This is a genomic window from Kitasatospora sp. NPDC043950 (assembly GCF_056435345.1).
Map to the genome: position 1 here is coordinate 147,706 of NZ_JBWKER010000011.1, position 25,833 is coordinate 173,538.

General features: G+C 73.6%; 26 protein-coding genes. 13 read left to right on the plus strand and 13 right to left on the minus strand.

Annotated features, from left to right (window positions below):
* Positions 1 to 2: 2 nt before the first annotated feature.
* The 8 genes from paaE to AC07BF_RS10410 all read right to left on the minus strand — a co-directional run bounded on the left by paaE (position 3) and on the right by AC07BF_RS10410 (position 8,472).
* The gene (paaE, locus tag AC07BF_RS10375; protein ID WP_478319486.1) at positions 3 to 1,220 is read right to left on the minus strand and encodes a 1,2-phenylacetyl-CoA epoxidase subunit PaaE; all 1,218 of its coding nucleotides are present in this window, start codon (positions 1,218 to 1,220) and stop codon (positions 3 to 5) included.
* Positions 1,221 to 1,787, minus strand: a complete 567-nt coding sequence (gene paaD / locus AC07BF_RS10380; protein ID WP_363627587.1) for a 1,2-phenylacetyl-CoA epoxidase subunit PaaD — start codon at positions 1,785 to 1,787, stop codon at positions 1,221 to 1,223.
* Positions 1,781 to 2,698: a 1,2-phenylacetyl-CoA epoxidase subunit PaaC gene (gene paaC, locus AC07BF_RS10385; RefSeq protein ID WP_363579430.1), complete on the minus strand. Its 918-nt coding sequence runs from the start codon at positions 2,696 to 2,698 to the stop codon at positions 1,781 to 1,783. The genes paaD and paaC overlap by 7 nt, the downstream gene beginning before the upstream one ends.
* A 13-nt stretch (positions 2,699 to 2,711) precedes the next feature.
* On the minus strand, positions 2,712 to 3,005 hold the full coding sequence (gene paaB / locus AC07BF_RS10390) for a 1,2-phenylacetyl-CoA epoxidase subunit PaaB (RefSeq protein ID WP_030056311.1): 294 nt from the start codon (positions 3,003 to 3,005) through the stop codon (positions 2,712 to 2,714).
* Positions 3,002 to 4,057 carry a 1,2-phenylacetyl-CoA epoxidase subunit PaaA gene (gene paaA / locus AC07BF_RS10395; protein ID WP_363627589.1) on the minus strand — a complete coding sequence of 352 codons (1,056 nt, stop codon included), beginning with the start codon at positions 4,055 to 4,057 and terminating at the stop codon, positions 3,002 to 3,004. Before paaA ends, paaB begins: the two co-directional genes overlap by 4 nt.
* A 310-nt stretch (positions 4,058 to 4,367) precedes the next feature.
* Complete coding sequence (locus tag AC07BF_RS10400; protein WP_363579434.1) at positions 4,368 to 5,753, minus strand: M20/M25/M40 family metallo-hydrolase; 1,386 nt, start codon at positions 5,751 to 5,753, stop codon at positions 4,368 to 4,370.
* A gap of 737 nt (positions 5,754 to 6,490) precedes the next feature.
* Positions 6,491 to 7,150 (minus strand): response regulator transcription factor, encoded by a 660-nt coding sequence (locus AC07BF_RS10405; RefSeq protein ID WP_363579436.1) that lies wholly within the window; start codon positions 7,148 to 7,150, stop codon positions 6,491 to 6,493.
* Complete coding sequence (locus AC07BF_RS10410) at positions 7,147 to 8,472, minus strand: sensor histidine kinase (RefSeq protein ID WP_363579438.1); 1,326 nt, start codon at positions 8,470 to 8,472, stop codon at positions 7,147 to 7,149. The genes AC07BF_RS10405 and AC07BF_RS10410 overlap by 4 nt, the downstream gene beginning before the upstream one ends.
* Before the next feature lie 210 nt (positions 8,473 to 8,682).
* On the opposite strand from AC07BF_RS10410, the gene AC07BF_RS10415 reads away from it, so the two are divergent.
* From AC07BF_RS10415 to AC07BF_RS10430, 4 genes are all read left to right on the plus strand, one after another.
* Positions 8,683 to 9,525 (plus strand): class I SAM-dependent methyltransferase, encoded by an 843-nt coding sequence (locus AC07BF_RS10415; protein WP_363579440.1) that lies wholly within the window; start codon positions 8,683 to 8,685, stop codon positions 9,523 to 9,525.
* A gap of 132 nt (positions 9,526 to 9,657) precedes the next feature.
* Positions 9,658 to 10,671 (plus strand): aldo/keto reductase, encoded by a 1,014-nt coding sequence (locus AC07BF_RS10420; protein WP_400804822.1) that lies wholly within the window; start codon positions 9,658 to 9,660, stop codon positions 10,669 to 10,671.
* A 75-nt stretch (positions 10,672 to 10,746) separates the two neighbouring features.
* Positions 10,747 to 11,334 (plus strand): TetR/AcrR family transcriptional regulator, encoded by a 588-nt coding sequence (locus tag AC07BF_RS10425; protein WP_350875099.1) that lies wholly within the window; start codon positions 10,747 to 10,749, stop codon positions 11,332 to 11,334.
* 139 nt (positions 11,335 to 11,473) lie between these two features.
* Positions 11,474 to 12,412, plus strand: a complete 939-nt coding sequence (locus AC07BF_RS10430; RefSeq protein WP_478333217.1) for an ADP-ribosylglycohydrolase family protein — start codon at positions 11,474 to 11,476, stop codon at positions 12,410 to 12,412.
* Between the two features lie 87 nt (positions 12,413 to 12,499).
* Here the strand turns inward: AC07BF_RS10430 and AC07BF_RS10435 are convergent, their stop codons facing one another.
* Complete coding sequence (locus AC07BF_RS10435; protein WP_350875097.1) at positions 12,500 to 12,766, minus strand: GlsB/YeaQ/YmgE family stress response membrane protein; 267 nt, start codon at positions 12,764 to 12,766, stop codon at positions 12,500 to 12,502.
* Between the two features lie 178 nt (positions 12,767 to 12,944).
* Here AC07BF_RS10435 and AC07BF_RS10440 point away from each other — a divergent pair, with 178 nt between their 5' ends.
* Positions 12,945 to 14,189 (plus strand): glycosyltransferase, encoded by a 1,245-nt coding sequence (locus AC07BF_RS10440; protein WP_478333218.1) that lies wholly within the window; start codon positions 12,945 to 12,947, stop codon positions 14,187 to 14,189.
* A gap of 107 nt (positions 14,190 to 14,296) precedes the next feature.
* Here the strand turns inward: AC07BF_RS10440 and AC07BF_RS10445 are convergent, their stop codons facing one another.
* From AC07BF_RS10445 to AC07BF_RS10460, 4 genes are all read right to left on the minus strand, one after another.
* Positions 14,297 to 15,844 carry an NCS1 family nucleobase:cation symporter-1 gene (locus AC07BF_RS10445; protein ID WP_363579450.1) on the minus strand — a complete coding sequence of 516 codons (1,548 nt, stop codon included), beginning with the start codon at positions 15,842 to 15,844 and terminating at the stop codon, positions 14,297 to 14,299.
* Positions 15,845 to 15,871: 27 nt separating this feature from the next.
* The gene (locus AC07BF_RS10450) at positions 15,872 to 16,903 is read right to left on the minus strand and encodes a TIGR03842 family LLM class F420-dependent oxidoreductase (RefSeq protein WP_478333219.1); all 1,032 of its coding nucleotides are present in this window, start codon (positions 16,901 to 16,903) and stop codon (positions 15,872 to 15,874) included.
* 75 nt (positions 16,904 to 16,978) lie between these two features.
* Positions 16,979 to 18,409, minus strand: coding sequence for a dihydropyrimidinase (gene hydA, locus AC07BF_RS10455; protein ID WP_478333220.1), 1,431 nt, complete (start codon positions 18,407 to 18,409; stop codon positions 16,979 to 16,981).
* Positions 18,410 to 18,420: 11 nt separating this feature from the next.
* Positions 18,421 to 19,263, minus strand: coding sequence for a nitrilase-related carbon-nitrogen hydrolase (locus tag AC07BF_RS10460; protein WP_063349907.1), 843 nt, complete (start codon positions 19,261 to 19,263; stop codon positions 18,421 to 18,423).
* 477 nt (positions 19,264 to 19,740) lie between these two features.
* Between AC07BF_RS10460 and AC07BF_RS10465 the strand changes: the two genes are divergently transcribed.
* From AC07BF_RS10465 to AC07BF_RS10500, 8 genes are all read left to right on the plus strand, one after another.
* Complete coding sequence (locus AC07BF_RS10465; RefSeq protein ID WP_106981192.1) at positions 19,741 to 19,818, plus strand: putative leader peptide; 78 nt, start codon at positions 19,741 to 19,743, stop codon at positions 19,816 to 19,818.
* A gap of 194 nt (positions 19,819 to 20,012) precedes the next feature.
* On the plus strand, positions 20,013 to 20,621 hold the full coding sequence (locus AC07BF_RS10470; protein ID WP_478333221.1) for a cysteine dioxygenase: 609 nt from the start codon (positions 20,013 to 20,015) through the stop codon (positions 20,619 to 20,621).
* Positions 20,615 to 21,001 carry a rhodanese-like domain-containing protein gene (locus AC07BF_RS10475; RefSeq protein WP_363579460.1) on the plus strand — a complete coding sequence of 129 codons (387 nt, stop codon included), beginning with the start codon at positions 20,615 to 20,617 and terminating at the stop codon, positions 20,999 to 21,001. The genes AC07BF_RS10470 and AC07BF_RS10475 overlap by 7 nt, the downstream gene beginning before the upstream one ends.
* Before the next feature lie 398 nt (positions 21,002 to 21,399).
* Positions 21,400 to 22,566, plus strand: coding sequence for an ABC transporter ATP-binding protein (locus AC07BF_RS10480; RefSeq protein WP_363579461.1), 1,167 nt, complete (start codon positions 21,400 to 21,402; stop codon positions 22,564 to 22,566).
* On the plus strand, positions 22,556 to 23,224 hold the full coding sequence (locus AC07BF_RS10485) for an ABC transporter permease (protein WP_363579463.1): 669 nt from the start codon (positions 22,556 to 22,558) through the stop codon (positions 23,222 to 23,224). Before AC07BF_RS10480 ends, AC07BF_RS10485 begins: the two co-directional genes overlap by 11 nt.
* Positions 23,221 to 23,898 carry an ABC transporter permease gene (locus AC07BF_RS10490; RefSeq protein WP_363579465.1) on the plus strand — a complete coding sequence of 226 codons (678 nt, stop codon included), beginning with the start codon at positions 23,221 to 23,223 and terminating at the stop codon, positions 23,896 to 23,898. The genes AC07BF_RS10485 and AC07BF_RS10490 overlap by 4 nt, the downstream gene beginning before the upstream one ends.
* Positions 23,899 to 23,936: 38 nt before the next feature.
* Positions 23,937 to 24,878 (plus strand): ABC transporter substrate-binding protein, encoded by a 942-nt coding sequence (locus AC07BF_RS10495; RefSeq protein ID WP_350875079.1) that lies wholly within the window; start codon positions 23,937 to 23,939, stop codon positions 24,876 to 24,878.
* 210 nt (positions 24,879 to 25,088) lie between these two features.
* Positions 25,089 to 25,697, plus strand: a complete 609-nt coding sequence (locus AC07BF_RS10500) for a hypothetical protein (protein WP_400804799.1) — start codon at positions 25,089 to 25,091, stop codon at positions 25,695 to 25,697.
* The last annotated feature ends 136 nt before the right edge of the window (positions 25,698 to 25,833 follow it).

Consider the following 25,833-nt stretch of genomic DNA (forward strand, 5'->3'; position numbering starts at 1 on the left):
GCTCAGCGGTCGTAGTCGACCGTCACCCGGTCGGTGATCGGGCGGGCCTGGCAGGTGAGGACGTAGCCGGCAGCCAGCTCCTTCTCCTCCAGCGCGAAGTTGCGGCGCATCTCGACCTCGCCCTCGGTGACCAGCGCACGGCAGGTGCCGCAGACCCCGCCCTTGCAGGCGAACGGCAGGTCGGGGCGGGAGCGCTGGGCACCGTCCAGGATCGAGCGGTCGCACGGCAGGGAGAGCGTGCTGCCGCGCCCGTCCAGGACGACGGTGACCTCGCTGTGCGGGCCGTCGGCCGCTCCCGCCGCGCCGTCCCGGTCCTCCGGTCGCTCGGACACCGGCTCGTCCTCGGCGTGGAACAGTTCCTGGTGCACGCGCTCGCCCGGCACGCCCAGCCCGGCGAGCAGTTCCTTCGCCCCCGCGACCATCCCGAACGGGCCGCACAGCCACCAGTGCCCGACGCTCCCGACATCCACCAGCGCCCCCAGCAGCGCCCCCACCCGCTCCGGGTCCAGCCGCCCGCTGAGCAGTTCGGCGTCGCGGGTCTCCCGGGACAGGACGTGGACCAGCTGGAAGCGGCCGAGGTAGCGGTCCTTCAGGTCGGCCAGCTCGTCCGCGAACATCACGGTGTCGCTGCGCCGGTTGCCGTACAGCAGGGTGACGGTGGAGCGGCGGTCGGCGGCCAGGACGGACGCGGCGATCGACAGCATCGGGGTGATGCCGGAACCGGCCGCGAGCAGCACGTGCTCGGCCGGAACGCCGAGGTCGGGGGTGAACAGGCCCGACGGCGTCAGCACGTCCACCTCCTCGCCCGGCCCCGCGTCCCGGACCAGCCACCGGGAGAACAGCCCGCCGGGCACCTCCCGGACGGCAATCCGCAGCGGCCCGTCGGCGGGGGCGCAGATCGAGTACGAGCGGCGCTCGTCGACGCCCTCCACCACCTTGCGCAGCGTCAGGGTCTGCCCCGGCCGGAATACGAAGTCCGCCGCGAGCCCGTCCGGCACCTCGAAGGTCACCGCCACGGCGTCGTCGCAGAGCCGCTCGACCCGCTCGATCCGCAGCCGGTGGAAGGTCGGGCGGCGGGCGGGGCGCAGCGTGGACACCGCGGCCTCAGCGGGAGTGTCGGCGTGCGCGGCGGCGGAGGCTTCGGTCTGGGATGCGTCGGCCTGGGACGCGGCGGGCTGGGAGGCGTCGGCCTGGGACGCGGCGGGCGAAGCGGCGGGCATTCAGATCTCCTTGACGCGTTCGAACGGCTCCCGGCAGGCGCGGCAGCGCCAGAGCGCCTTGCAGGCGGTGGAACCGAAGCGGGACAGCTCCTCCGTGTCCGCACCGCCGCAGCGCGGGCAGGGCACGGGGGCGGCTGCGGAAGCGAAAGCGGCAGCGGAGGTGCCGGCCGGAGCGGCGGTGCGGGTGGGACCGAGCGCGAGCGGGACCGGGCCGGCCACGCCGGCGGCGGAGGTCGGACGCGGCGGGGCGATACCCGCCTCGACGAGTTTGCGGCGGCCCTCGGCGGTGATCAGATCGGTCGACCACGGCGGATCCAGCCGCAGCCGGACCCGGACGTCCCGGTACCCGGCCGCGCGCAGCCGGCGGTCCACGTCGGCGGCCATCTCGGCCACGGCGGGGCAACCCGAGTAGGTCGGGGTCAGCCAGGCGGTCACCGCGCCGTCGTCCACCGCCACCTCGGCCAGCACGCCCAGGTCGGCCAGGGTCAGCATGGGCAGCTCCGGGTCCGGCACGGCCGCCGCGACCTCCCAGGCCGTCCCGCGCTCCGTCAGCGCCGCGCTCACCACGTCGCCCCCGGGTGCGCGCGGGCCAGCACCTGGAATTCGGCGAGCAGCGGGCCGAGCGCCTCGGTGTGCACGCCGTCCCGGCCGGCCCGGCCGAGCACGGTGGCCAGCGGCCGCACGTCCGGTACGGTCAGCCCGGCCTCGGCGAGAACGGCGCCGAGCGAGCGCAGCACCGGTTCGCGCAGCACCGCCGGATCGGCGCCCGTCCGCAGCTCCACCGGGTGGGCCGTGAACAGTTCCTCCAGCAGCGGCCAGAGCGCGTCCAGCCCGGCCTGCATCCGCGCCGAGGAGTACGGCGTGCCGTCACCGAGCCGAAGCGTCCAGGCGGTGGCGTACTCGCGGTGGTACGCCAGCTCCTTGACGCCCCGGGCGGCGACCGCCGCCAGCACCGGGTCCGGGTGCGCGCTCAGCGCCTCGTACAGGGCGCAGCGCGCGGTGGCGAACAGCAGCAGCCGGGCGATCGAGTGGGCGAAGTCGCCGTTCGGGGCCTCGACCAGCCGGACGTTGCGGAACTCGTGGTCCTCCCGCCAGTACGCCAGGTCGTCCTCGGTGCGGCCGGAGCCGTCCGCCTGGCCGGCCCGGGTGAGCAGCAGCCGGGCCTGGCCGAGCAGGTCGAGGCCCAGGTTGGCGAGCGCGACCTCCTCCTCCAGTTCGGGCGCCCGGGTGCACCACTCGATCAGGCGCTGGGAGAGGATCAGGGCGTCGTCTCCGAGCATCAGGCAGTAGGCGGCGAGGTCCGCGCCGTCCACTCCGGCGGGCACGGCGGTGTCCACGCCGAGCAGCGGGTCGGCGAAGCCCGTCCCGTACGCCCAGCGGCCCTCGCCCTCGGGGCCGGGCGTGGCTTCGGCGAGGCCGAGGTAGACGTGGTCGTCGGCGTCGACGTCAGCGCCGGCCTGCGTGCTGTGGTCCTGCATGGCGGTTCCCCCGTCAGATGTGCGGGACATCCTCGGGGATGTCGTAGAAGGTCGGGTGGCGGTAGACCTTGTCCCCGCTGGGCTCGAAGAACGGGTCGCGCTCGTCCGGGGTGGAGGCGGTGATCGCGTCCGAGCGGACCACCCAGAGGCTGACGCCCTCGTTGCGGCGGGTGTAGAGGTCGCGGGCGGCGAGCAGGGCCATCCGGTCGTCGGCCGCGTGCAGCGAACCGACGTGGACGTGGTTCAGCCCGCGCCGGGGGCGCACGAACACCTCGTACAGCGGCCAGCCGGCCTTGGACTCGGTCACTTTCCGTTCTCCTGTTCCGTGGGCTCGCCCGTACGCCCGGGCTGCCCGGCTTCGACGGGCGGTTCGGATCCGGTGGGCTGCCCGGGTTCGGCGGACTGTTCGGCGCGGCGCTTGGCCGCGTAGGCGACGGCCGCCTCACGGACCCAGGCACCGTCCTCGTGCGCCGTCCGGCGGCGGTCGACCCGCTGGGCGTTGCACGGGCCCTGGCCGTGGATGACCCTGGTCAGCTCGGACCAGTCCGGCTCGCCGAAGTCCCAGCCGCCGCGTTCCTCGTTCCGGCGCAGCTCGGGATCCGGGAGCGTGACGCCCAGGTGCTCGGCCTGCGGGACGGTCATGTCGACGAAGCGCTGGCGCAGCTCGTCGTTGGTGTGCCGCTTGATCCGCCAGGCCATCGAGCGGGCGGTGTTCGGCGAGTCGGCGTCCGGGGGCCCGAACATCATCAGAGACGGCCACCACCAGCGGTCCACCGCGTCCTGGACCATCCGGCGCTGCGCCTCGGTGCCGCGCATCAGTGTCAGCAGCAGCTCGTAGCCCTGCCGCTGGTGGAACGACTCCTCCTTGCAGATCCGCACCATCGCGCGGGCGTACGGGCCGTAGCTGCAGCGGCACAGCGGGACCTGGTTGCAGATCGCGGCGCCGTCGACCAGCCAGCCGATCACGCCGACGTCGGCGAAGGTGAGGGTCGGGTAGTTGAAGATCGAGGAGTACTTCTGCCGGCCGGAGATCAGCTTCTCGGTCAGCTCGGCGCGGTCGACACCCAGGGTCTCGGCGGCGGCGTAGAGGTAGAGGCCGTGGCCGGCCTCGTCCTGGGCCTTGGCGAGCAGGATCGCCTTGCGGCGCAGCGAGGGGGCGCGGGTGAGCCAGTTGCCCTCGGGCTGCATGCCGATGATCTCGGAGTGGGCGTGCTGGGCGATCTGGCGGACCAACGTGGCCCGGTAGGCGTCGGGCATCCAGTCCCTGGGCTCGATCCGCTGCTCGGCGGCGACGACCGCCTCGAACCGGTCCTCCAGCGCCTGCGCGGGGACCGCCTCGGCCACCTCTGCTGTCACCACGATCACCTCTCGTGTCCCGCGCCGGCGCCCGCGGCGCCAACCGACTGACCGTTCGGTCGGTCGGTACCATTCTGCGCGGCGAGGCGGAGGGATGGCAAGGGACGCGGGTGAGGGGCGGGGTTTCGGACGGCGGGCAGTCGTCGACGGGCGGGCTGCCGCGAGCGGGTGGGCAACAAACAGATAACAGCTAACAGATTTCATTATCTGTTAGCTGTTATCTGTCAGCTGTTACTTGTCATCCGTCTTCTGTTCTCTGTTCCCTGCTCCCTGCTCCCTGTTCGCCGACAGCCCCCGGCCGCCGGCAGCCCGCTCAACCCTCCGTGCGGTCGCGCAGCCTCGGCAGCGGTACGGCGAGGAGCGCGGCCAGCAGGGCGATCCGGGGTGCCAGCTGGTCGAGCCGGATGTGCTCGTGCCGGGCGTGAGCACCGGCACCGACCGCGCCGAAGCCGTCCAGCGTCGGCAGCCCGCGCGAGCCCGGCAGATTGGTGTCCCCCGCGCCGCCCGCCGGACCGCCGTCCAGCTGCTGCCCGAGCACCGCGGCGAGTGAACGAACGTGCCGCAGCAGCGGGTTGCCGGTGCGCTCGGGCCACGCCGGACGGCTGGACAGCACCTCGGTCCGGACCCTGGCCCCCGGGCGCAGCGCGGTGAGCCGAGCCAGGTTGTCGAGCGTACGGCGCTGCGCCTCGACGGTGGAGAACCGCAGGCCGAGCTCGGCCTCGGCCCGGCCCGCGACCACGTTGGCCCGCGAACCCCCGCTGATCCGACCGGCGTTGAGCTCCGTCCCCGGCTGTCCCGCGAGGCCGCGGACGACGACGAGCTGGTCGACGAGTTCGTCGACTGCCGACACCCCGTCGTGGGCGTCGTTGCCCGCGTGGGCCTCACGCCCGGTGACGGTGAGCCGGACCCGGGTGCTGCCGCGCCGAGCCGTCTTCAACCGGCCGTCGGGGTGCGGAGGTTCGAGCCCGAGGACCGCAGCCGCGCCGCGCAACTGGCGCTCGACCAGGCGCCGTCCGTCCGGACTGCCGACCTCCTCGTCGGAGACGACGACCAGCCGGACGGCGCGGTGCGGCCGCTGCCCGAGGTCGGCGAGCAGGGCGAACGCGCCTTCCAGGATGGCGAGTCCGCCCTTCATGTCGACGACGCCGGGGCCGCTGAGCAGACCGTCCTGCTCGGTGACCGGCCAGTCGGCGAGGGTGCCGACCGGCCAGACGGTGTCGTGGTGGCCGACGATCAACAGGTGCGGCAGGGTCTCGTCCTGCCCCTCCCACTCCAGGACCAGGTGGTCACCGGCCGGCCCGGGCTCGCGCCGCGCGGTGGCACCGGTGGCGCTGAACCCGGCGCTCAACTCCTCGGCGAGAGCGTCGAGTCGGGGCACGTCTCCGCTGGGCGACTCGATCCGGGCCAGGTCCGTGCACCGGCGCCGGACGGCCCCGGCCAGCGTACGGGCGCGGGTGCTGAGGGCCTGCGGCAGGCCGGGGAGTGCGGCGGTCGCGGCAGCGGTGGCCGAGGCTGTGACGGTGGCCGTGGCCGTGGCCGTGGCATGAGCGGTCGCGGTAGCGGTGAGGGCCTCACCGTCAGCAGCGGCCGGGAGGTCGACGGGGGCGCGGTCCGAGGCAGGGGCGGGCGCGGGGGCGGAGTCACCGTCGGGGGCGGCGGCACTCGGCGCGGCGGGCAACCCGACGATCTGGGGACTCAACGTTCGCCTCCGCGGCCGCTGCCGGTATTCAGCGGCCGGACCGGCCGGCCACCCCAACCCGGCTGCCAGGCCCGGCCGGACCGCGCCGATCGACCGGGATGGTGCCCGGCCCTTCGGAACGGACCGTCTGGCCCAAGTGCGGTGGAACGGCTGGGCGGCGTGCTTGGCATTGCGTCCTCCTCGCTCGATCCGGTGGCCCCGGTCCGCCCGGGGCCCCGTGGACGGCGGCTTCCTGACGGCGGGCGCAACGGGCCGGACCGCCGCAGGGAAGCCGAGATGTGAGCCTAGAAGAACCGTTCGGCTTCCTGCGAGGTGGCCCTGCTCCCAGCGTGCCGGGACCGGGCCCTCAGCCTCGGACACCCGTCGGAGAACAGCGGCGGGCACGCGGCGCGCGGGCCTGGATCGGCGCGCGGGCGCGGTCGCCGGATCGCGCCCATCTCCACCATGGACCCGCCGCCCGGGTTCGGCAGCGCAAACCGCCAAGGCGCGGGATTTCCACGCCGGATGGGTGACAACGGCTCAGCGCGCGGTACGAACCGGGAGCACGCGACCGGCTCAGGGGGAGCCCGGTCCGACGCCCCGGGAACACTCGCGTGAACACCGGACGACATGACGCCCCACCCACCACCGCGCGCACCACCGGGCGTCGCGCATCGGCAGGACCAGCGACCACACGAGCCACGACGGCACCGCACCATCGCACCGCACCGCACCGCCCCACAGCGCCCGGTGCCGGCTCAGGCGCCGTCCCCGACCAGCCCGGAATCGCGCGCGAGCAGCGCGGCCTGGACCCGGTTGCCGACGCCCAACCCGGTCAGGATCCGGCTGACGTGCGCCTTCACGGTGCTCTCGCGCATCCCGAGGACGCCCGCGATCTCCGCGTTGGAGAGCCCGTCGGCGAGTTCGCGCAGCACGTCGGTCTCGCGCGGGGTCAGCCCGGCGACCCGGTTGCGGGCGGCGACCGACCGGGGCGCACCGGTGCGGTGGTAGCGGTCGATCAGTCGCCGCGCGGCCGCCGGGTGCAGCATCCCCTGGCCGCCGGCGACGACGTGGACGGCCCGGGCGATCTCGGCGGGCGGGGTGTCCTTGAGCAGGAAGCCGTCGGCCCCGGCGGCGAGCGCCTGGTACACGTACTCGTCGAGGTCGAAGGTGGTGAGCGCGATCACGCGCGGGGCGTCGGGCAGTTCGCGCAGGCGCCTGGTGGCGGCGATGCCGTCGAGCCTGGGCATCCGGATGTCCATGAGCGCCACGTCGATCCGCTGGCTGCGGGCGAGTTCGACGGCCTGCAGTCCGTCGGTGGCCTCGGCGACCACGGTGAGGGCCGGGTCCTGGGCGAGCAGGTCGACGAGGCCGAGCCGCACCAGCGCGTCGTCGTCGACCACCATCGTGCGGATCATGCGGCGTCCTTCGGCTGCGGGGTCGGGGAGGGGGCAAGGGCCGGAGAAGGCCCGGATCCGAGGCCGTGTCCCGGTCCTGGCACGGGTCCTGGCACGGTCCGCGGCGGGCGCTCCGGTGCGGGCAGGCGGGCTGCGAGCCGGAAGCCGCCACCACCGTCCGGTCCCGCGTCGAGGTAGCCGCCGAGCGCGTCGACCCGTTCGGCGAGCCCCACCAGACCGTACCCGCCGCCGGTGCCCGGCCCGTTCGGCGACGCCTCCCCCGGACCGTTGCGGACCTCGACGGTGGTTGCCGGGGCGCCGTAGCGGACCCGGACGGTGACGGGCGCGGCGTGCGCGTACTTGCGGGCGTTGGTCAGCGCCTCCTGGACCAGGCGGTGCACGGCCAGCCGGTGGGTGGTGGGGACGGTCTCCGGGTCGCCGGAGAGGGCCAGTTCGACCTCTTGCCCGGCCGAAGTGGCCTCACCGACGAGTTCGGTGAGGTCGCGCAGCGCGGGCGCCGGGACGCGCGCCGGGACGGGCACCGGGACGCGCGCCACCCGGGGCGGTGCGGCCGGCACCTCCTCGGCGGCCGGTGCTGTCGGCGGGTCGGCCCGCAGGGCGCCGAGGACGTCACGCAGGTCGTCGAGCGAGTGGGCGGCGGTGGTGCGCAGCAGTTCGAGGCGGTGGGTGAGCCGGTCCGGGTCGGCGGCGACGGTACCGGCGAGGGCCTGGTCGCGCAGCACCCCGGCGTGCAGCACCAGCAGGCTGAGGCGGTGGGCGAGCACGTCGTGCATCTCCCGGGCGATCCGGGCCCGTTCGGCGGCCTGGGCCCGTTCGGCGCGCAACTCGCGCTCCCGGCGCAGCGCGTCCACCTGCTCGTGCAGGGTGCGGATCAGCACCCTGCGGCCGTGCAGCCACAGGCCGAAGGACAAGGTCGCCGCCTGAACGAGGAGTTGGGATCCGGTGGTGCCCGCCCAGCCGACCAGCGAATCGGCTCGGGTCGCGCCCACCATCGCGATGAGGGCGCCGCCGGCCGCCGCCGGGCCGGTCCGGCCGAGGGAGGCGAGGTAGTAGACGCTGAACAGCCCGGGAAAGGCGCGGTTGAACAGGCCGCCGGTGAGCACCGGCAGGACGGCGGAGGCCATCGGGTAGCGGCGGGCGAACAGCAGGGAGAGCGAGGCGAGGACGGCCACGACGGTCCGGGGCAGCCGAAACGGCTCATCGGCGTGGACCCACTGGGAGAGGCCCTCCTCGGCGGTGAGCGCGAGGATGCCGAGCAGCAGCAGGGTTTCGCTCCACAGCCGGCGGCCCGGGCCGTACCAGCCCAACAGGCCTGCGCGCATCGGGCCGCTCCCGTCCTCTCGCATCGGGCTCCCTCCGCGCTCGCTCCGTCCGTCCGTCGCCTGTCCGTCCGTCCGTCCGGCTCGATGTTACGGGCGGGCGGCGGGCGGGTGCCCCCTTCTCCCGGGTACCCGCACCCTCGACTTTCGTCGGGGGTACGCGTCGCTCGTCGGCCGATTCGGGGTGCGGCGGGGCTGCCTAGCGTCGAAGGCATGACCACCGAACAGCTCCGCCCGCGCCCCGACTTCCTCACCCCGCAGCGTAGTTCACGGTCCGCCGGGGACCACCTGCTGTTCCTCGCCGAGGCCCTGCGCACCTTCCACGACACCGGAGCGCTGGCCCCGAGCGGTGAGGACCTCGTGAACGCCCTGGTGGTTCCGGCCACCAGCCGCCCGAATCGGCCGATCTCGGTGCTGGAAGTCGGCGCCGGGACGGGCGTGGTGACCCGCCGGCTGGCCCAAGTACTGCTCCCGGGTGACCGGCTGCACGTCGTCGAGGCGAACCCGCGCTTCGCCGACCGGCTGCGCGAGGACCCGGTGCTGGCCGCACGACGCCCGGGTGTCGCCCTGCGGCTGTCGGCCTGCCGGGTGGAGGAACTGCCCCAGGACCAGACGAACGTGACGGGCCGAGCCGGCGAGACGGACGAGCGGTACGACGTGATCGTGTCGGGCCTGCCGTTCACCAACTTCGAGCCGGCCCAGGTACGCCACCTCCTCGACCTCTACCTGCGGCTGCTTCTGCCCGGGGGCGAGCTGACGTACTTCGGCTACCTCGGCACGACGACGGCCCGCACCCTGTCCTCGGGGCCCCGGCAGAGCGCCCGCCACCGGGCAGTGGTGCGACTGCTGCGGCGGTTCGAGGCGGCGTACGGGCTGGGTGAGCGCACGGTGTGGCGCAACCTGCCGCCGGCCCGCGCCTACCTGCTGCGGTCACTGGGCGGGCGGGAGGACTGGGGTCCGGCCTCGCCGCCAGAGCCCCCGGCCGGCGAGGCCGCGGCCGGCGAGGCACTCGCGTACGAGAACCGCAGCCGGGCGGCCGATCGAGTCGGCGGGTGACAGATAACAGGTGACAGCTTTCAGATAACAGATAACAGACGACAGCGAACAGATTTTGAAATCTGTTCGCTGTCGTGTCATAGTGGACTCCGGGTCACCCCACCCATCGCCGCACCCACCCCTGGAGTCCCCGTGGCCACGACCTCCCGCCCCACGCAGCGCACCCTCGGCACCTCCGGACCGGTCACCTCCGCCCTCGGCCTCGGCTGCATGGGCATGTCCGACCTGTACGGCCCGGCCGACGAGGCCGAGAGCATCGCCACCATCCACGCCGCGATCGACGCCGGGGTCACCCTGCTCGACACCGGCGACTTCTACGGCATGGGCCACAACGAGCTGCTGATCCACGAGGCCCTGCGCGGCCGCGCCCGCGAGAGCGTGCAGATCAGCGTGAAGTTCGGCGCCCAGCGCGGCCCGGACGGCCAGTGGCTCGGCTACGACGCGAGCCCCGCCGCCACCAAGACCGCCCTCGCCTACACGCTGCGCCGACTGCGCACCGACCACATCGACGTCTACCGCCCCGCCCGCCTGGACCCGAACGTCCCGGTCGAGGAGACCGTCGGCGCCATCGCGGACCTGGTGAAGGCCGGCTACGTCCGTCACATCGGCCTGTCGGAGGTCGGCGCCGACACCCTGCGCCGCGCCGCCGCCGTCCACCCGATCAGCGACCTGCAGATCGAGTACTCGCTGATCTCCCGCTCGATCGAGGACGCCATCCTCCCCACCGCCCGCGAGCTCGGCATCGGCATCACCGCCTACGGCGTGCTCTCGCGCGGCCTGCTCAGCGGCCACTGGGACCAGGGCCGCGCCCTGGCCGGCACCGACTTCCGTGGCCACAGTCCGCGCTTCCAGGGCAACAACCTGGCCCACAACCTCGCGCTCGTCGAGGCACTGCGCGCGGTGGCCTCCGCGAAGGAGGCGAGCGTCGCCCAGGTCGCCATCGCCTGGGTCGCCTCGCGCGGGGAGGACGTCGTTCCGCTGGTCGGCGCCCGCCGCCGCGACCGCCTCACCGAGGCGCTGGGCGCGCTGGACGTCACGCTCACCGCGGCCGACCTCGCGGCCATCGAGGCGGCCGTCCCCGCCGGCTCCGCAGCGGGCGACCGCTACGCTGCCGCCCAGATGGAGCACCTGGACAGCGAGCACTGACCCACCGGAACCGGCCCGACGGCCGGGGACGGCAGCACCACCCTCGACCGCACGACCCTAAGGACGGACCTCCCCGTGACCACGGACACCACACTCACCGCCGAGCAGATCCTGATCGCGGCGGAGGACGTCCTCCGGCGGTTCGGCCCGGCCAAGGCCACCGTCGTGGACGTCGCCCGGATCCTCGGCGTCAGCCACAGCAGCGTCTACCGCCACTTCCCGAGCAAGGCCGCGCTGCGCGAGGCGGTCACCCAGCGCTGGCTCGACCAGGCGCACCACCAGCTCGCCTTCATCTCGACCGAGGCCGGCTCGGCCGTCGAGCGGCTGCACCGCTGGCTGGTGACGCTGTTCGCGGCCAAGCGGAAGAAGGCGCTGGACGACCCGGAGCTGTTCGCCACCTACATGGTGCTGGTCGAGGAGAACAGCGGCATCGTCGAGGCGCACATCGACACCCTGGTCACCCAGATCGCCCAGATCGTCCAGGACGGCATGGAGAGCAAGGAGTTCAAGCTCGCCCACATCCTCTCCACGGCCCGCGCCGTCTTCGACGCCACCGGCCCCTTCCACGACCCGGCGTACGCGTCCTCGTGGTCCGAGCCGACCATCGAGGACCGTTTCGAGGCCCTCTGGAAGCTCATCCTCGGCGGCCTGCTCGCCAAGTGACGGACCTCCGAAGCCCCGGGCGCCCCTGAACCCGGACACCGACGGCCGGGCTCGCCGGCACCGGAGTGAAACCCGGTCGCCGGCGGGCCCGGCCGTCCGGCAGACTGCCGCGCACGGTTGATCTCACTTGGAGGACGACATGCGTCCGGCCCGTCCAACCCCTCCGCCCCGTCCGACCCTGGACAGTCTGCAGGGGCTCGCCCTCGGCGACGCCTTCGGCGACCGCTGGTTCTCGTGCCCGCTCGACGAGGCGCCCGCCGCGCTGGCCGCCCGCCGGCTCCGCCCGGCGCCCTGGTACTGGACCGACGACACCGCGATGGCGCTGGTCCTCATCCGCCACCTGGCCTCCTGGGGCGAGGTCCGACAGGATGCGCTGGCCGGCGAGTTCGCCGAGGAGTACGCCCGGGAGTACGGGCGCAAGTACGGCCCGTCGATGCACCGGGTACTGCGTGAGATCGGCGCCGGCGGGGACTGGCGCGCCATCACCTCGCGCCAGTTCGAGGGTCAGGGCTCGTACGGGAACGGCGCCGCGATGCGGGTCGCCCCACTGGGCGCCTGGTTCGCGGACGACCTGGACGCCGTCGCCCGGCAGGCTGAACTCCAGGCGCTCACCACGCACTTCCACCCGGAGGCGGTCGCGGGCGCGGTGGCAGTCGCCCTCGCTACGGCACTCGCTGTCCGCAGCCGGGGCCAAAACCCGCCCGGCCGTGCCGAGTTGCTGGCAGAGGTGGCCGGGCGTCTGCCGGACGGCGAAGTGCGCTCCGGTCTACGGATCGCCGCCCGGCTGCCCGGACACACGAGCGTCCGGCAGGCCGCCAACGTACTCGGCTCCGGGTTCATGATCTCCGCCCCGGACACCGTCCCGTTCGCCCTCTGGTCCGCCGCCGGGCACCTGGACTCACTGCCCGAGGTCATCTGGCACACCCTGGAGGGCTGGGGCGACATGGACACCACCTGCGCGATCGCCGCCGGGGCGGTCGCCGCTCGCACCGGCCTCGCCGAGGTGCCGACCGCCTGGCTGGCCGCCCGCGAGGACCTGCCGGAGTGGGTCGCGGAGGCGTCGGCACCGACGCGCTGAGCCGAGCCGGCCGCCCCGTGGGCCTGGCCGGCTCGGCTGTGCGACACCGTGTCCGCGTCGGCGCGGGGCCGGTTCCCGGCGCTCGGGCTAGCGTCGGGAGCTGCCGAACACCAGCCGGTAGATGATCAGCAGCACCAGGGCCCCGCCGATCGCCGACACCCAGGTCGCCATGTCGAAGAAGTGCGCCGTCACCGACCTGTGCAGGAAGTGCGAGGCGATCCAACCGCCCACGAAGGAGCCGGCGATACCGATCAGGGTTGTCACGATCAGGCCGCCCGGGTCCTTCCCCGGCAGCAGCAGCTTGGCCAGTGCCCCCGCCAGCAGGCCAAGCACGATCCACGCGACGATGCTCATCTGTCCCTCCCGTCCACGGCGCGGCGGCCCCGTTCCGCCGCTCTGCCAGGAAGGACGCCGCCCACCACCGCCCGGTTCCGGCGCCGCGGAAGCACCGGCCCGAACCGGCCACCCCGGACCGGGCCGCTCCGGGCACGGCACCTTTCCGGCGGGGCGCCCGCGCCGGGATACTGCGGCCATGCGCATCCTGATCGCCACCGCCGGATCCCGGGGCGACGTGGCCCCGTTCACCGGGCTCGGCGCCCGCCTCCAGGCGGCCGGCCATCAGGTGGCCGTCGCAACCCACGCCACCTTCGCCGCCTCGGTGCGGACCGCAGGGCTGGAGTTCCGCCCGCTGCCGGTCGACCCGCGCGCCGAACTCGCCTCCGCCGAGGGGCGGCGCCTGCTCCAGGCCGGCACCGGACCTCGCGCCGTCCTGCAACTTCTACAGCTGGGGCGGAAGTTCATGCCGGAGCTCGCCGACGGCATCGCCGACGCCACGGCACTCGGCACCGACCTGCTGCTCACCACCAGCACCACCAGCCCGCTCGGCCAGGTCGCCGCCGAGGCTGCGGGCATTCCCAGCATCGGCCTACACCTCCAACCCCTCTCCCCCACCAGGGAGTTCGCGCCCGCTGTCACCGGTGCCCGCTCACTCGGCCGCCCGGGCAACCTGCTCGCGGGGCACGCCGTCCAGGTCGCGACCGACCAGCTCTTCGCCCCCGCCGTACGCGGGCTGCGGCGCCGCCTCGGCCTACCGCCGCTCGGCGCCGCCCACGCCAGGCGCAAGTACCCCGTCCTGCACGGGTTTTCGCCCGCCGTGGTCCCGCGGCCCGCCGACTGGCGCCCGGGGCTGGACGTGGCCGGTTACTGGTGGCCGGTACGGGATCCGGACTGGCACCCCCCGACCCGACTGCTCGACTTCCTCGCCGCCGGACCGCCGCCGGTCTTCGTCGGCTTCGGCAGCCTGGTCGTCCCCGACCCCGGCCGGCTCACCGCGGCAGTGGTCGCCGCGGTCCGCGCCGCCCGGGTCCGGGCCGTCCTGCAGTCGGGCTGGAGCGACCTCGGAGCCGGCGAGGCGGAGGACGTCCTGACCATCGGCGACGCCCCGCACGACTGGCTGTTCCCCCGCATGGCCGCCGTGATCCACCACGCCGGCGCCGGCACGACCGCCGCCACCCTGCGCTGCGGCACGCCGGCCGTACCGGTACCCGCGCAGCTCGACGCCCCGTTCTGGTCCGACCGGCTCACCCGCCTCGGCGTCTCCCCCGGGCCGGTACCGCTGCACGCCCTCACCGCCGCACGCCTCGCCGCCGCCATCCGCCAGGCCCTCGACGACCCCCGCTACCGCGACCAGGCCCGGGCGGCGGCCGCCACGCTCGCGGCCGAGGACGGTGCGGCGAAGGTGCTCGCGGCCGTCGACCGGGCAGCGACTGGCGAATGACAGCGGGCAGCCGGCAGTGAACAAGTAACAGCGAACAGATAACAGATTTCGATATCTGTTATCTGTTCGCTGTCATCCGTTCGCTGTTATCCGTCCGCTGTCACTTGTCAGCCGTCCGCCGCCGTCCGCCCGTGGCGCCCGCCCACCCGCCGGGCACCCGGGACAGCGCCCAGCACGAGGTACAGCACCGAGGCCGACCCGAAGCCGACCGCCCAGCCGTAGTCGGCCAGCGGCTTGAACACGGGCAGCAGCCCGTCCGCCGGGAACGGCCCGCCGTACGAGCCGCCGATCGCCAGGACGCCCCCGACCAACAGCGCCGTCACCGCCCGCCAGTTCCACCCGCCCGCGTACCAGTACGCCCCGCCCGGCTGGTACAGCTCGGCGAGTTGCAGCCGGGTGCCACGCAGCACCCAGTAGTCGGCGATCAGGACCCCGGCCACCGTCCCGAGCAGGCCGCCGACCACACCCAGCCAGGTGAAGATGTACACGTGCGGGTCGGAGATCAGCCTCCACGGGAAGATCGCGATCCCGACGACGCCGGTGATCAGCGCCCCGGTACGGAAGTCGACCAGTCGGGGCAGCAGGTTGGCGAGGTCGTAGGCCGGCGAGACGACGTTGGCGGCGATGTTCACCGACAGCGTCGCGATCAGGACGGTCAGCAGCGCGAACAGGATGCCGACCGGGTTCTCCATCTTCGCGGCGAGTTCGATCGGATCCCACACCGGTGCGCCGTAGACGGCCTGCGAGCCGGAGGTGACGAGGACGGACAGCAGCGCGAAGAGCGTCATCGTGGTCGGCAGGCCGAGCGCCTGCCCGCGGATCTGGGCGCGCTGGCTGCCCCCGAAGCGGGTGAAGTCGGGGATGTTGAGCGACAGGGTCGACCAGAACCCGATCATGCCCATCAGCGCGGGGAAGAAGACCTTCCAGAACCCGCCGCCCCAGCCCAGTTCGGACGGCTGGTCGAGCAACGGACCGAACCCGCCCGCCTTCACGGTGATCCATGCCAGCAGCGCCAGCGCGCCGACGATCACGAACGGCGCGGCCCAGTTCTCGAACCGCCGGAGGGTCTCCATCCCACGGGCGATGATGGCCATCTCGATCAGCCAGAACAGCAGGAACGACACCCACTGCGTCCATGGATAGCCGCCGAACTCCGCTGCCGTGCGCCAGGATTCTCCCAGCAGCTTGCCGGCCAGCAGGAAGATCCCCTCGCCGCCGATCCAGCTCTGGATGCCGAACCAGGCGCAGGCCACCGCCGCCCGGATGAGCGCGGGCAGGTTGGCGCCGCGCAGTCCGAACGCGGCCCGGGCGAACACCGGGAACGGAATGCCGTACTTCGTCCCGGCGTGCCCGGTGAGCAGCATCGGCACGAGCACCACGAGGTTGGCGAGCGCGATGGTCAGCACGGCCTGCTTCCAGTCCATGCCGAGCGCGACGAGCCCCGAGGCGAGCGTCCAGGACGGGATGTTGTGGGCCATGCCGACCCAGAGCGCCAGGAAGTTGTAGGTGGTCCAGGTGCGCCGTGCCACCGGGACCGGCCGCAGGTCGTCGTTGGTGAAGCCGTTGGACGGCAACTCTCCTGCGGCCGGTTCGAGTTCGACCCGGCCGTCGGAGTGATGCCGCTGCCCGCCGCCGCTGGTCGCGGTGTCGGCCATGGTCAACTCCCCTCCGCGTGAATGGCGTTACGTCTGGGGTTGGCGGGACAGGTGCGGGATGACGTCGGTCCCGTAGGCGTCGATGGTGGCCTCGACGGCGTCGTGCATGGCGTAGACGGCGAACTGGTCGACGCCGAGGGAGCGGAGGTGCTCCAAGCGGGCGAGTTGGGCCTGCGGCGGGCCGATGAGGCAGAAGCGGTCGACGATCTCGTCCGGCACGAAGGCGGTGTCGGGGTTCCCGGCCCGGCCGTGGTGGCTGTAGTCGTAGCCCTGGCGGCCCTTGATGTAGTCGGTGAGGGCCTCCGGGACGAGCTCGGAGTGTGCGCCGTAGTGGCTGACCAGGTCGGCCACGTGGTTGCCGACCATCCCGCCGAACCAGCGGCACTGCTCCCGGGCGTGGGCGAGCGCGGCGGGCGAGTCGTCGGCGGTCACGTAGGCGGGGGCGGCGACGCAGATGGTGACGGCGTCCGGGTCCCGGCCGGCCTCGGCCGCGGCGGACCGCACCGCTTTGACCATGTACTCGGTGAGGTACGGGTCGGCCAGCTGGAGGATGAATCCGTCGGCCTGACGACCGGTCAGTGCGAGCGCCTTCGGCCCGTATGCGCCCATCCAGATGGGGAGTTGGGCGCCTGGGCCGACCCACGGCAGGTACATCTCGGTGCCGTCCACCTCGACCGTCCGCCCCTCGGCCAGCTCCTTGATGGCGTGCATGGCCTGGGAGAGCCGGGCGAGGGTGGCGGGGTGGCGTCCGGCGACCCGCATGGCGGAGTCGCCGCGGCCGATGCCGCAGACGGTGCGGTTGCCGTACATGTCGTTGAGCGTGGCGAACAGGGAGGCGGTGACCTCCCAGGTCCGGGTGGAGGGGTTGGTGACCATCGGTCCGACGGTCAACCGCCGTGTCTCGGCGAGGATCCGGCTGTAGATGACGAACGGCTCCTGCCACAGGACGCAGGAGTCGAAGGTCCAGCCGTGGCTGAACCCGGCCTGTTCGGCGCGGATCATCCGGTCGATGAGCAGGCGGGCGGGCGGGTCTGTCTGCAGGACGAGGCCGATGTCCATGGTGGCTCCGGGGAGGGTGGTTCCGCCGCCCGGGCGGTCGTGCGCACAGGCCCGGGCGGCGGCGCGGGAGAGTGGTCAGGTCAGGTACTGGCAGGTGTCGCGGCGCAGGAACGTGCCGTGGCCGGCCCGGCCGAGCCAGGTTTCGCCGTCCAGCACGACGGTGCCGCGCGAGAGCACGGTGCGGGCGCGGCCGGCGAGTTGGCGGCCCTCGTACGCCGAGTAGTCGACGTTCATGTGGTGCGTGGCGGCGGAGACGGTCTGCATGGCGGTGGGGTCGTAGACGACGAGGTCGGCGTCGGCGCCGGGCGCGATGGTGCCCTTGCGCGGGTGCAGCCCGAACATCCGGGCGGGCGTGGTGCAGGCGATCTCGATCCAGCGCCGACGGGTGATGTGCCCGTCCACGACGGCCTGGTGGAGCAGGTCCATCCGGTTCTCCACGCCGGGCAGGCCGTTGGGGATCTTCGAGAAGTCGCCGCGGCCGAGTTCCTTCTGCCCGGTGAAGCAGAACGGGCAGTGGTCGGTGGAGACCACCTGGAGGTCGTTGGCGCGCAGTCCGCGCCAGAGCGTCTCCTGGTGCTCGCGCGGCCGAAGCGGCGTGCTGCACACGTACTTGGCGCCCTCGAAGCCGTCGGCACCGGTCTCGGCGAGGTTGTCGGTGGAGAGGAACAGGTACTGCGGGCAGGTCTCGCCGAAGACGTTGAGCCCGGCGTCGCGGGCCTGGACGAGCTCGGCGAGGGCGGCGGCCGCGGAGACGTGGACGACGTAGAGCGGGCTGCCGGCGACCTGGGCGAGCTTGATGGCCCGGTGGGTGGCCTCGGCCTCCAGGAGTTCGCGGCGGACCTCGCCGTGGTAGCGGGGTGCGGTGTGCCCGGCGGCGAGGGCCTGTTCGACCAGGACGTCGATGGCGATGCCGTTCTCGGCGTGCATCATGATCAGCCCGCCGTTGACCGCGCCGCGCTGCATGGCGCGCAGGATGCGGCCGTCGTCGCTGTAGAAGACGCCGGGGTAGGCCATGAAGAGCTTGAAGGAGGTGGACTCGCCGGAGTCGACGAGGGCGTCCATCTCCTTGAGGACGCCCTCGTTGACGTCGGAGACGATGGTGTGGAAGGCGTAGTCGACGGCGCAGTTGCCGTCGGCCTTGGCGTGCCAGGTGTCCAGGCCCTCGCGCAGCGAGCCGCCGACGGACTGCACGGCGAAGTCGACGATGGTGGTGGTGCCGCCCCAGGCGGCGGCCCGGGTGCCGGTCTCGAAGGTGTCGGAGGCCGAGGTGCCGCCGAAGGGCAGTTCCATGTGGGTGTGGGCGTCGACGCCGCCCGGGATGACGTAGTGGCCGGTGGCGTCGATGACGGTGTCGGCGCTCCAGGCCTCGGCGGTGGAGCTGCCGGTGGTGGCGAGGGCGGCGATGCGTTCGCCCTCGATGAGGACGTCGGCGTGGAGTTCGTCGGCGGCGGTGATGACGAGGCCGCCGCGGACGATGGTGCGCTGGTGCGGGTCGCGGGTGGTCATCGCGCTGCTCCTCAGGCCTCGGCGAGCGGTCCGTAGGCGTCGGGGCGGCGGTCCCGGTAGAACGCCCACTGCTGGCGGACCTGTTCGATCAGGCCGAGGTCGAGGTCGCGGACGACGAGCTCCTCCTCCTTGTCGGAGGCGACGTCGCCGACGAACTGGCCGCGCGGGTCGACGAAGTAGGAGGTCCCGTAGAAGTCGTTGTCGCCGTACTCCTCGGTGCCGACGCGGTTGATGGCGGCGACGAAGTACTCGTTGGCGACGGCGGCGGCGGGCTGTTCCAGCTGCCAGAGGTAGGCGGAGAGGCCTCGGCTGGTGGCGGAGGGGTTGTAGACGATCTGCGCTCCGGCCAGGCCCAGGGCGCGCCAGCCCTCGGGGAAGTGGCGGTCGTAGCAGATGTAGACGCCGACCTTGCCGACGGCGGTGTCGAAGACGGGCCAGCCGAGGTTGCCGGGCTTGAAGTAGTACTTCTCCCAGAAGCCCTTGACCTGCGGGATGTGGTGCTTGCGGTACTTGCCGAGGTAGCTGCCGTCGGCGTCGATGACGGCGGCGGTGTTGTAGTAGACCCCGGCCTGTTCCTCCTCGTAGACCGGGACGACGATCACCAGGCCGAGTTCACGGGCGAGGTCCTGCATCCGGCGGACGGTGGGGCCGTCGGGGACGGCTTCGGCCCAGCGGTAGTGCTCGGCTTCCTGGACCTGACAGAAGTACGGGGCGTTGAAGACCTCCTGGAAACCGATGATCTTCGCGCCCTGGGCGGCGGCCTCGCGGGCGTACCGCTCGTGAAGGGCGATCATGCTCTCCTGGTCGCCGGTCCAGCGGGTCTGGACGAGCGCGGCACGGACGATCTGCGACATGGATACCTCCGCAACTCCGCCGCCCGGCCATGGGGTCGGGCCTGCGGTCTGAGGGTTGACGGGGCGGGCGGGTCTCGTCTGCGGACCGCCGGGGATCCGCAGGGGTCTACGTGCGTAGAAAGCGGTCTGTAGACCGTAGGCCGGGCCTCGGTGGCCTGACAATACGTTGGCGGTAACGCATCTGGGGCGATCTCGTGACGCGGACACGCAGAGGGTCCTGGATGGGATGAAACGATCATTTACCCCGCAAGTGGGGTCCTTACGCATGCGAGTGCCGTTCGGCGGTTCCGGTCCAGAACGGCTCGACGGCCGGTCGGCCGGTCGGCCGGTCGGCCGGGGTGGATTAGCGCGGCGCAGCCGAAGGCGGCCGGCCGAGGGGTAACGGGCAGCCGGCGGAGAGCCGACCGGCGGCGGAGCCGGGCGATCCGGCCCCATCCGGCTTGACTTCGTCCGGTTGGCTCGGGAAGGATCCGGCGCATGGACACCGGCACCACTCTGGTCTGCCGCCTGCACGTCGATCTGCGACGCCAGGCGAGTTCCATCTGTGCCTGTTGACCTTGGCTCTCCGCGCTGCCCCCGCCCTGTGACGTCCGCCAGGGCCCGCGCCGCACACCCGCACCCAGCGTTCTGATTCCCGCCCCGCCCGGCGCATCCGCGCGTGCCGTGCCGCTCCGTCGGCCCGCGCCCTCGCCCGCCGCCGGACCAGGGCGCACCCCGCCGACGTTCCCGCTGCACCCGAGGACGCCCCCATGAGCCTGAACCTCGCCCCCGACGAACCCGCTGCCGCCCAAGCCCCGACCCCGGCACCGGCACCGGCACCGGCACCGGCCAGAACAGCCAAGGCCACGGCCACCGCCACCGCCACCGCCACGGCCACCGCCACCGCCACCGCGGAGACCCGCGCGCCGCTCACCCCGAGCGCCCTGCGCACCGTCGTCCGCGAACTGGCCGAACAGCCCGACCAGTGGATCCACCTCGTCCGGCTCTCCACCGAGGAGCGCTGGTATCGGCGGCTGGTGGCCGACGACGACCACGAGGTGTGGCTGATCAGCTGGCTGCCCGGCCAGTCCACCGGCTTCCACGACCACGGCGGCTCGCGCGGCGCGTTCACCGTCGCCCTCGGCGAGCTGGAGGAGCTGTCCCTCGGCGGGCCGGAGCAGGGCCTGCTGATCCGCCGGGTCCCGGCCGGCACCGCCCGCGCCTTCGGCCCCGAGTACGTGCACGACGTGCGCAACACCGCGTCCGGCCCGGCCGTGACCCTGCACGCCTACTCGCCCCCGCTGGGCTCGATGGCGCACTACGACCTGCGGGCCGGCGGGCTCGTCCGTACCTCGGAGGAAGGACCGGAGCAATGGTGACCACGATCGACGACCTGGTGGAGCGGGCCCGCGAGGGCGTCCACCGTCCGCGCGCCCGAGAGGCGTACCAGTCGCAGCTGGACGGCGCGCTGCTGGTGGACATCCGTCCGGCGGCGCAGCGGGCGGCGGAGGGGGAGATCCCCGGCTCGCTGATCATCGAGCGCAACGTCCTGGAGTGGCGGCTGGACCCGACGGGCAGTCACCGGATCCCCGAGGCGTCGGATTACGACGTCGAGGTGATCGTGGTCTGCTCGGAGGGGTACGCCTCCAGCCTGGCGGCGGCCTCGCTGCGCGAGCTGGGGCTGCACCGGGCGACCGATCTGGACGGCGGCTTCGTCGGCTGGGCGGCCTCCGGGCTGCCGACGCGCCGGGGCGGCTGAGAGTCTGGAGGGCCGGGGCGCTCGGCGGCTGACGGGCTGATCGTCCGGGGCCCGAGCCCTCGACCCGCCGTCAGGGTGTCCGTGTCCCACCCCTCTGACCTGCCGGAACGTCGGGCGTCCGGTCGGCCCCGGCCGTCCGGAGGCGGGGTCCGGGCCCCGTGCCGGGTGGTAAGTGAGAGACAGGAGATGATGCAGGTCATAGTCTGATCAGAGTTTCCGCCGGTCCGAAGCTGGGCAGCCACGCGGGCGGAAGAACGCCCGGGCGGTCGATCCGACAGACGCCGTCACGGCAGCGGCCGGTACGGCCCACGCCGTCGCCGCTTGTCGACGAACCGCCATCAACCGTACGACCGAAACAGGCGCCGCCTCCCCGGGGCGCCCTGACGAGGAAACTCCCCGTGATCAGATTCGAGGGCGCCGGCAAGCGCCACCCCGACGGCACCATCGCCGTCGAGGGCCTGGACCTGGACGTCCCGACCGGTCGGATAACCGTCCTGGTCGGACCGTCCGGGTGTGGCAAGACCACCCTGCTGCGCATGGTCAACCGGATGGTCGAGCCGACCTCGGGCCGGGTGCTGCTGGACGACACGGACGTCGCCGAACTGGAGCCCGCCAAGCTGCGCCGTGGCATCGGCTACGTGATCCAGCAGGCCGGCCTGTTCCCGCACCGCAAGGTGATCGACAACGTCGCCACCGTGCCCTACCTGCTCGGCTGGGACCGCAAGAAGGCCCGCGCCCGGGCCGCCGAACTGCTCGAACTGGTCGGGCTCGCTCCCGAGACCGGCAAGCGGTACCCGTTCCAGCTGTCCGGCGGCCAGCAGCAACGGGTGGGCGTGGCCCGCGCCCTCGCGGCCGACCCGCCGGTGCTGCTGATGGACGAGCCGTTCAGCGCCGTCGACCCGGTGGTGCGCGCCGGGCTCCAGGAGGAACTGCTGCGGCTCCAGTCCGAGCTGCACAAGACGGTGCTGTTCGTCACCCACGACATCGAGGAGGCCGTCCGGCTCGGCGACCAGGTGGTGGTCCTGCGCGAACACGGCCGGATCGCCCAGCTCGCCGACCCGCACACCCTGCTCACCACCCCCGCGGACGACGGCGTGGCCGCCTTCCTCGGCCGCGACCGGGGCCTGCGCGGCCTCGCCCTGCGCCCCGCGACCACCGTCGCCGTCCGCCCAGTGGCCGACGGGCTGCGCTACGGCGGCTGGGAACTGGCGCTGGACGACGAGCGCCGCCCGATCGGCTGGATCGACCGCGACGCCGCCACCGCCGAGCTGCACCCGGTCTCCGGCTACCGGCCGGACGCCGACACCCTGCGCACCGCGCTGGACGCCGCCGTCCTCTCCCCCGCCGGGGCCGCCGTGGCCCTGGACGCCGACGGCCGGGCCACCGGCACCGCGAGCCGCGAGGCCGTCCTCGCCGCACTGTCCACCCCTGTGGCCGCCGCGGCGGCCGACGCAGCGGGCACGGCGGGCGGTGCGGGAGCCGGTGGCCCTGTGGACGCGGCGGGCGGTGCGGCAGCCGGCGCGGCGGCCGGTGACCTCACGGACGGGGCGGCCGGTGGACGGTGAACCGATCGTCCGCTGGTACTGGATCGGCGACCACCTCGGCTACCTCGGCGACCTGCTCGCCGACCACGCCGTGATCTCCCTGCTTCCGGTGCTCATCGGCCTGCTGCTGGCCGTCCCGCTGGGCCTGGCCTGCACCCGCTTCCCCCGGCTGTACCAACCGCTGTCCGCCGTCTTCAACATCGTCTACGCGCTGCCCTCGCTGGCCGTGTTCGTGGTGCTCATCCCCTACACCGGCCTCGCCACCCAGGCCACCGTGATGATCCCGCTCACCTTCTACGCGCTCGCCGTGCTGCTGCCGACCACCGTGGACGGCCTGCGCGCCGTCCCGGACCCGGTCCGGCAGGCCGCCACCGCGATGGGGTACGGGCCGTGGCACCGGCTGACCTCCGTCGAGCTGCCCGCCGCCGTGCCGTACCTGATCGCCGGGCTGCGGGTCGCGGCGGTGTCCAGCATCTCGCTGGCCAGCGTCGGCGCGCTGATCGGGCGCGGCGGGCTCGGCTACCTGTTCATCGACGGCTTCCAGCGCACGTTCCCGACCCCGATCGTGGCCGGCATCGCGCTGATCGCCGCCCTCGCGCTGGCCGTCGACCTGCTGCTGGTGGGCGCCCGCCGGCTGCTCGCACCCTGGGCCGTCCGGGAGAAGGGAGCCGGTTCGTGAACTGGCTGAACTGGCTGGGCGACTTCTTCTCCGCCCCCGACCACCGCAGCGGCCCGGACTCGATCGTGCACCGGATCACCGAGCACCTGGTGCTCTCCGGCGAGGCCCTGCTGTTCGCAGCGCTGCTCGCCGTGCCGCTCGGGCTGCTGATCGGTTACACCGGGCGCGGCGTCACGCTCGTGACGGCCTTCGCCGGTGCCACCCGCGCCCTGCCGACGCTCGGCCTGGTGACGCTGGCAGTGCTGCTCGGCGGGGTCGGGGACACGGCCGTGCTGATCCCGCTGGTCGCGCTCGCCGCGCCACCGCTGCTGGTGGCCGCCGTCGAGGGGGTGCGCGGCACCGACCCGGACGTCCGGGACGCGGCGCGCGGCATCGGGCTGACCCACCCGCAGGTGCTGTGGCAGGTCTGCCTGCCATCCGGGGCGCCGACCCTGCTCGCGGGCTTTCGCACCGCGACCGTCCAGGTGATCGCGACCGCCACCGTGGCCGCGTACGTCGGGCTGGGCGGCCTCGGCCGCTACGTCATCGACGGACTGGCCACCCGCAAGTACGCCGTCACCGTCGGCGGCGCACTGCTGGTGGTGCTGCTCGCGGTCGGCGCCCAGCTGTTCTTCGCCCTGCTCGCCCGGTACGCGCTCCCGCCCGGGATGCGCGCCCAGCGCCGGGCCCGCTGAACCTCGTTCCCATCCTCTCCGGAAGGACATCTGTCACCATGTCGACAAACCACGGAAGCAGGCGCGCCGTCGTCCTCGGCACGCTCGCCGCACTCGCCCTCGGCGCCACCGCCTGCGGCTCCTCCGGCGGCGGCGACCCGCTCGGCGGCGGCTCCGCGGCGGGCTCCCCCGCCGCCTCGGGCGCCGGCGCCGGCTCGACGGTGGTCGTCGGCTCGGCGAACTTCCCGGAGAACGTGCTGCTCGGCTCGATCTACTCGCAGGCCCTCAAGGCCAAGGGCGTCAAGGTCGAGGAGAAGTTCAACATCGGCAGCCGCGAGGTGCTCTACGGGCAGCTCCAGAGCGGCAGCCTGAGCGTCCTGCCCGAGTACAACGGCTCGCTGCTCGCCTACCTGGACGCCAAGTCCACCGCCGCCACCACCGAGGAGGTGAACGCGGCGCTGGCCAAGACGCTGCCCGCCGCACTGGGGATCCTCGACTCCTCCCCCGCCGAGGACAAGGACTCGCTCAGCGTCACCCAGGAGAACGCCGACAAGTACGGCCTCAAGAGCATCGCCGACCTGGCCGCCAAGGCGGGCGAGTTCACGATAGGCGGTCCGCCGGAGTTCAAGTCCCGCCGCGAGCAGCAGCTCAAGGACGTCTACGGGCTGAACTTCAAGGAGTGGAAGCCCACCGGCGACGCCACCGCGAACGCGCTCAAGGACGGCACCATCCAGGTCGGCAACGTGTTCACCACCGACCCGAAGATCGTCCAGCTGAAGCTCGTCCCGCTGACCGACCCGAAGAACCTCTTCGGCGCGCAGAACGTCACCCCGCTGGTCAACAAGGCGAGCGTGAACCCCACCGCGACGGCGGCCCTCAACGCGGTGTCGGCCAAGCTCGACACGGCGGGGCTGACGGCGCTGATGAAGCGCGTCGCGATCGACAAGGACGACCCGTCGGCGGTGGCCAAGGACTGGCTGAAGGCCAACGGCCTCGGCTGACCACGCCTCGGCCGGCCCCTTGGCCGTGCCCGGTCGCGCCCCGGCCGTTCCTTGCTGGCGCCTCGCCCGCGCCCTGGCCGTGCCTTGCTGGCGCCTCGCCCGTGTCTTGCGAACGCGGCGAGTCGGCGGCCCGGGAGGTCCCCCTCCCGGGCCGTCCGCGCTCGCGGGAGGATCTTCCCTTCGACGCCGCGGACATGACAGTGTGACGCCATGCGCACTCGTCTCCTCGCCGCCACCCTCACGGCATTCGCCGCGGTGAGCCTCGCTGCCTGCTCCAGCTCCGGACCGGGCCCCCACCCGGCCACCGCCGCGGCCGGCTCCCCCACCACCCCGGCCGCCGCCTCGGCTCCCGCCCCCGGCACCGCCTCGACGCCGTCGGCGCCCGAGTCGCCCTCGGCCTCCGCGCCCGACCCGGCCGCCTCCCCCTCGGTGCCCGCGGCCCCCTCGGCGCCCGCGCCCGACAGCCCCTCGGCCCCCGCCCCGGACTCCGGTTCCTCCGGAGCCCCCGCCCCGGCCAAGCCCACGCCCCCCAGCGACGCCGGCCTGCCCGGAAAGCCGGGCACCGACCTGACCGGCAAGCTGGTCGCCGCGCTGGACGCGATAGACCCGGCAATCGTCGGCGGCAAGCCGGACCAGGCCGTGGACCGGGCCCGCAACCAGTGCCAGGCGCTGTTCCAGTTCCCCAAGGACAAGTCGAAGCTGGTCGAGCTGGCCAACCAGCGCTTCACCTCGCCCGACCACCCGCAGGGCTTCGGACCGGACACCGCCGCGAAGATCAACGACGCGCTGCGGACCACCCTCTGCCCGCCGCCGGCGTGACCCGGAGCGTCCACCCGAACCGCCCGGTGTCCTGAGCACCGGGCCGGGGGGGGGGGGGGGGGGGGGGGGGGGGGGGGGGGGGGGGGGGGGGGGGGGGGGGGGGGGGGGGGGGGGGGGGGGGGGGGGGGGGGGGGGG

What these genes read in the sequence shown, in the direction of transcription:
- paaC (WP_363579430.1), bottom strand. Translation starts at nt 2,698, where the DNA reads ATGCAGGACCACAGCACGCAGGCCGGCGCTGACGTCGACGCCGACGAC.
- hydA (WP_478333220.1), bottom strand. Translation starts at nt 18,409, where the DNA reads ATGACCACCCGCGACCCGCACCAGCGCACCATCGTCCGCGGCGGCCTC.
- AC07BF_RS10475 (WP_363579460.1), top strand. Translation starts at nt 20,615, where the DNA reads ATGGTGACCACGATCGACGACCTGGTGGAGCGGGCCCGCGAGGGCGTC.
- AC07BF_RS10470 (WP_478333221.1), top strand. Translation starts at nt 20,013, where the DNA reads ATGAGCCTGAACCTCGCCCCCGACGAACCCGCTGCCGCCCAAGCCCCG.
- AC07BF_RS10405 (WP_363579436.1), bottom strand. Translation starts at nt 7,150, where the DNA reads ATGATCCGCACGATGGTGGTCGACGACGACGCGCTGGTGCGGCTCGGC.
- AC07BF_RS10440 (WP_478333218.1), top strand. Translation starts at nt 12,945, where the DNA reads ATGCGCATCCTGATCGCCACCGCCGGATCCCGGGGCGACGTGGCCCCG.
- AC07BF_RS10450 (WP_478333219.1), bottom strand. Translation starts at nt 16,903, where the DNA reads ATGGACATCGGCCTCGTCCTGCAGACAGACCCGCCCGCCCGCCTGCTC.
- paaE (WP_478319486.1), bottom strand. Translation starts at nt 1,220, where the DNA reads ATGCCCGCCGCTTCGCCCGCCGCGTCCCAGGCCGACGCCTCCCAGCCC.
- AC07BF_RS10410 (WP_363579438.1), bottom strand. Translation starts at nt 8,472, where the DNA reads ATGCGCGCAGGCCTGTTGGGCTGGTACGGCCCGGGCCGCCGGCTGTGG.
- AC07BF_RS10460 (WP_063349907.1), bottom strand. Translation starts at nt 19,263, where the DNA reads ATGTCGCAGATCGTCCGTGCCGCGCTCGTCCAGACCCGCTGGACCGGC.
- AC07BF_RS10465 (WP_106981192.1), top strand. Translation starts at nt 19,741, where the DNA reads ATGGACACCGGCACCACTCTGGTCTGCCGCCTGCACGTCGATCTGCGA.
- AC07BF_RS10500 (WP_400804799.1), top strand. Translation starts at nt 25,089, where the DNA reads ATGCGCACTCGTCTCCTCGCCGCCACCCTCACGGCATTCGCCGCGGTG.
- AC07BF_RS10445 (WP_363579450.1), bottom strand. Translation starts at nt 15,844, where the DNA reads ATGGCCGACACCGCGACCAGCGGCGGCGGGCAGCGGCATCACTCCGAC.
- AC07BF_RS10415 (WP_363579440.1), top strand. Translation starts at nt 8,683, where the DNA reads ATGACCACCGAACAGCTCCGCCCGCGCCCCGACTTCCTCACCCCGCAG.
- AC07BF_RS10435 (WP_350875097.1), bottom strand. Translation starts at nt 12,766, where the DNA reads ATGAGCATCGTCGCGTGGATCGTGCTTGGCCTGCTGGCGGGGGCACTG.
- AC07BF_RS10495 (WP_350875079.1), top strand. Translation starts at nt 23,937, where the DNA reads ATGTCGACAAACCACGGAAGCAGGCGCGCCGTCGTCCTCGGCACGCTC.
- AC07BF_RS10430 (WP_478333217.1), top strand. Translation starts at nt 11,474, where the DNA reads ATGCGTCCGGCCCGTCCAACCCCTCCGCCCCGTCCGACCCTGGACAGT.